Below are 4,775 nucleotides of genomic sequence, written 5' to 3' on the forward strand. Positions count from 1 at the left end.
GCCGCCGCCGCCAAAGCCGCCGAAACCACCCCAGCCGCCACCGCCAATCGAGCGCCCGGCGCCCCCGGGCAGCAACATGAAAAGGCCGGCCATCAAGCCGCCGAAAATGCCAATCCCCACGGACGCCGCCAGTGCCCACAGCAATCCACCGACGACGATGCCACCCAAAGGTGCGCGCACGAAGGCACTCGTGCGGCCAAAAATGCCGCGCATGAAAATCACGGCGAAGATTGCGAGGAAGAACACGCCTTGCAGATTCTTGCCGCGATGCTGCGTGTAGTTGTCCTGCACCGGTGGCGGCAACGGCTCGCCGTTGATCAACTGCGTGAGCGCGCCCACGGCGTCGTTGATACCGCCCGCGTAATCGTTGTTGCGAAATTTCGGCGCGATGTATTCGCGGATGATGCGTGCGCACGCCGCATCCGGAATGGCGCCTTCCAGACCATATCCGACTTCGATGCGCACTTGCCGATCGTTTTTGGCGATAAACAGCAGCACGCCGTCGTCAACGCCGTTGCGACCGACTTTGTTTTTTTCGGCCACTTGCAGCGAATAATCGTCAATGTCATCCGGTTGCGTGGTGCCCACCATCAGCACCACCAGCTGCGCACCCTTCTGCTTTTCCAGCGTGACAAGCTGGGCATCGAGCTGATTGACCTGATCGGCGGTCAGCGTACCGGTGAGATCGGTGACGTGACGCGTAAGCGTCGGTACCGCAGGAGTGTCATCGGCATGCAGCGTCCATGGCGACAGCAGAGCTATCGCCAAGATCAGCCACAGGCGCGCAATGCGCCGAATCATCATGTCAGTGTGCCGAGGTGGCAGGAGCCGGTGTGGCTGGCTGCGCGGCAGGCGCAGGCGTGCCGCTACCGAAATCGACCGTCGGCGGCTTGGAGATAACCGCTTCGTTCTCCACAGTGAAGTTCGGCTTTACCTGATAGCCAAACATCTTCGCGGTGAGATTGTTCGGGAACGTGCGCAGCAACGTGTTGTATTGCTGTACGCCTTGAATGTAGCGATTGCGCGCCACCGTGATGCGATTTTCGGTGCCTTCCAGCTGCGCCTGCAGGTTCTGGAACAGTCCGCTCGCTTTCAGGTCCGGATAGTTTTCGCTGACCGCCATCAAACGCGACAACGCACCCGTCAACTGCCCTTGCGCAGCCTGGAATTTCGCGAGCGAATCGGGATCGTCGGCATTGATCTGGATATTGCCAACACGCGCACGCGCTTCGGTGACTTCGGTGAACACCTTGTCTTCGTGCTGGGCATAACCCTTCACAGTGTTGACCAGATTGGGAACCAGGTCAGCACGACGCTGATACTGATTGAGCACTTCGGACCATTGTGCCTTCACCGCCTCATCCTGCTTCTGGATGGCGTTGTAACCACAGCCCGACAACATGATGACCAACAGCATAAGTACTGCGATGCGTACGGTATTCATTTGGAGCGCTCCCTTGCCATCGAAATGCCATTGCAGCACCGGGCATGCATCGTTGCAATCGCCCATGCGCCGTCACAGCGGTGCAATAACGGATCAGCTGTTGAAAATACGTTAGCGCTAGAAAAAGCGCGGTCCCAGAATCAGGGCCCAGCAAAGTATGACAAGCACCAGCAGAAGAAATACCGCGGCCGATCCCATGTCCTTCGCGCGGCCGGCGAGTTCGTGAAATTCGGGGCTGACTTTGTCCACGACCGCCTCGATCGCGGAATTGAGCAGTTCCACCGATAGCACGAGGATGATGGGAGAGACCAGCGCAATCTTCTCCAGCGCGCCATGCCCCAGCCAAAACCCAGCGGGAACCAGAATGACGGTGAGCATGGCTTCGAGGCGGAACGACGCCTCATGCCGCCAGCCCGCGTGCAGGCCGCTCATCGACCATCGGAAGGCGCGCCAGAGCTGGCGCGGGTCGCCCCGGAATCCGCTACCGGGCATGGATGGACCGACCTGCCGGCAAAGGGGAGATGGCTTTCTTCGACATGGCGGGCGGCGCTCCCTGACGGCAACTGGCGCGCAATGATGCCACAAGCCGGGACCGCCGCAGGATGCCTGCAGGATTTTGCTTGCCGCAATGCAACGTCGTCCGAATGACGGATAGGTTACCCTTCGGCGAATGTGCCCGCCCGACGGGACAAAACTAGACCGCTCGCGGCCTCGCAGTACACGTGCTCGGAATACTTCATGGCGACCCAGAACACCCCTTCTCAAACCCGTTCGTTTACCACCGTTTTCCTGATCGAGATGTGGGAGCGTTTCGGCTTCTACGGCATGCAGGTGCTGATGGTCACCTTCATGATGAAGAAGCTTGGCTTCATGGATACGAAGGCCAATCTGGTGTGGGGCGCCGCCGCGGCGCTGATCTACGCGACACCGGCGATCGGCGGCTGGGTGGGCGACAAGCTGCTGGGTACGCGCCGCACGATGCTGATGGGCGCGATCATTCTGGCCATGGGCTATGGCCTGCTCTGGATGCCGTCCGACAGCGCGTACGCCACCTATTTTGCGCTGGGCGTGATCGTGGTCGGCAATGGCTTCTTCAAGCCGAACGCTGGCAATCTGGTGCGCAAGATCTACGAAGGCGACGAAACGCGCATCGATAGCGCGTTCACCATCTACTACATGGCGGTGAACATCGGCTCGATGATCTCGATGACCGCGACGCCGTGGATTCGCAATGTCATCGCCGGCATCTATGGCGATTCGGCGGGCTGGCATACCGCCTTCGGTGCCTGCTCCATCGGCTTGATCGCAGGCTTGATCAATTACTCGTTCATGAGCCGCACGCTCTCGCATATCGGCTCGCCAGCTGACCGCAGCCCGGTCAATCTCAAGAAACTGGCTGCGGTATTGTTAGCCGGTGCAGCGACCGTGTTTGCTGCGGCCTTCATCTTGCAAAACGAGACCGTTGCGAAGTGGTGCGTTTACATCGCCGGCGCACTCATTCTCTGCATTTTTGTTTACCTGATTGTTGGCAGCCAACGCAGCGAGCGGGCTGGATTGATCGCGGCACTGGTCCTGACTGTCCAAACGATTTTCTTTTTCATTTTCTATGCGCAGATGGCAACGTCGTTGAATTTGTTTGCACAGCGCAACGTCGATTTGTCATTCAACGTCTTTGGCTTTCACCTCTTCAATTGGATTCCTGAGCAATACCAAAATCTGAATGCGATCTGGATCGTCGTGCTGAGCCCGGTGTTGGTTTTGATCTACAACTCGCTGGGCCGTGTTGGCAAAGATCCGGGCATTGCCACGAAATTCGCTTGGGGATTCGGTGCTGTTGCGTTGGGCTTCTTCATGTACGGCTTCGGTGCGACCTGGGCGGTGAACGGCCAAGTCTCGTCGTGGATCATGGTGTGGGGTTACGGCCTATATTCGCTGGGCGAGCTGCTCGTCAGTGGCCTGGGCCTGGCGATGATTGCGCGCTACGTGCCCGAGCGCATGGGTGGCTTCATGATGGGCGCGTACTTCGTGGCCGTGGGCATCTCGCAGTATCTGGGTAGCGTGGTGGCGAACATCGCGCACATTCCGGACAACCTGACCGATCCGTTGCAATCGCTTGCGATCTACACGCATTTGTTCAACGTCCTTGGCTTCGTGGGCATCGGCTGCACGGCTATTGCGGTCGTCATACTGCCGCTGATGAATCGCCTGTCGGCCAGCCATTCCGATCCGGCCACGAACCACAACCCGCTGCCCGCTGTGCGCAGCGAGGAATTCAACACACCTTGATCGACCTGCGATCCGCCGCTCAGTGCGGCGGATCGCCTTGTCCATCGGCAAACCATGCCGCAACGCCCCTTAAAGCAACGCATCGGACCTTTCGCCCTGGCGCGCACGCTCGCGTGGTTGCGCCTGTGCGCGATTGCCGGGCAAAGCATGGCGGTGATGGTGTGTTCGTGGTGGATGCAGATCAACATTCCCACGCTGTCGCTGCTGCTCGGTATCGACATGCTTGCCGTGTTCGCCGTCTTCGCCGCCTGGCGCATCAGCCAGCCGTGGCCGGTGCGCGAGTGGGAAACGGTGTGCCATGTCGCGGCCGACACGCTTGTGCTCGGCTACCTGCTGTATTTCACCGGCGGTGCAAGCAATCCGTTTGTGACGTTGCTGCTGGTACCCATCGCATTGAGTGCAGCGGCGCTATCAGAGCGCGCGGTACTCGCCGTAGCCGCCATCGCTGTTGCCGCGTACGTCGTGTTACTGCACTGGTATGTGCCGCTACCGATGAATCAGTTCACGCTGGACGACCAAGGTTTTTCGTTGCACGTCGCCGGTATGGGCGTAAACTTTTTGATCACGGCGCTGCTGCTCGGGTTTTTCATCAATCGACTGGCACGTGCCGTGCGCATGCAACAGTTGGAAGTGCAACGCGTACGCGAACGCGCGTTGCGCGACGAAGGTATTCTTGCCATCGCCACACAAGCTGCCGGTGCGGCGCACGAATTGAATACACCGCTTTCCACCATGCGCACATTGCTGCCGGAACTCCGTCGGGAACACGCGGCGGACAGGGTGCTGGATGAAGATCTGGAACTGCTGGAAGGCCAGGTCGATCGCTGCCGCACCATCCTGCGCGAGATGGTCGCGTTCGGTAAAGCGCAGCTTTCGCAGGAACCGGAACGCGTTGCCTTGTCCGCATTCATTCACGGCTGCGTAGAACGCTTCCAGCTGTTACGCCCCGAGGCGGAACTCCAATTGCGCGTGCACAGCGATCTGGACCACACGACGCTAAGCACGCCGCCGGGTTTGCGTCATGCGTTGCTCAACCTGCTCAACA

Annotated in this window: 5 protein-coding genes; 2 read left to right on the plus strand and 3 right to left on the minus strand. The window is 59.6% G+C overall.

Annotated elements, in window-relative coordinates:
* The 3 genes from VK725_RS06615 to VK725_RS06625 form a co-directional block, all read right to left on the minus strand.
* On the minus strand, positions 1–804 hold an 804-nt coding region (locus VK725_RS06615; protein WP_325317266.1), incomplete at its 3' end, for a TPM domain-containing protein.
* Between the two features lies 1 nt (position 805).
* Entirely contained in the window at positions 806–1,444 is a 639-nt protein-coding gene (locus VK725_RS06620) for a LemA family protein (RefSeq protein ID WP_325317267.1), read from the minus strand.
* Positions 1,445–1,561: 117 nt separating this feature from the next.
* Complete coding sequence (locus tag VK725_RS06625) at positions 1,562–1,936, minus strand: diacylglycerol kinase (protein WP_325317268.1); 375 nt, start codon at positions 1,934–1,936, stop codon at positions 1,562–1,564.
* Positions 1,937–2,182: 246 nt separating this feature from the next.
* Between VK725_RS06625 and VK725_RS06630 the strand changes: the two genes are divergently transcribed.
* Together VK725_RS06630 and VK725_RS06635 are read left to right on the plus strand one after the other, a co-directional pair.
* Complete coding sequence (locus VK725_RS06630) at positions 2,183–3,730, plus strand: oligopeptide:H+ symporter (RefSeq protein WP_325317269.1); 1,548 nt, start codon at positions 2,183–2,185, stop codon at positions 3,728–3,730.
* Positions 3,731–3,784: 54 nt separating this feature from the next.
* On the plus strand, positions 3,785–4,775 hold a 991-nt coding region (locus tag VK725_RS06635), incomplete at its 3' end, for a histidine kinase dimerization/phospho-acceptor domain-containing protein (protein ID WP_325317270.1).

It is taken from the genome of Dyella sp. (assembly GCF_035486915.1).
Taxonomy (GTDB): domain Bacteria; phylum Pseudomonadota; class Gammaproteobacteria; order Xanthomonadales; family Rhodanobacteraceae; genus Dyella_B.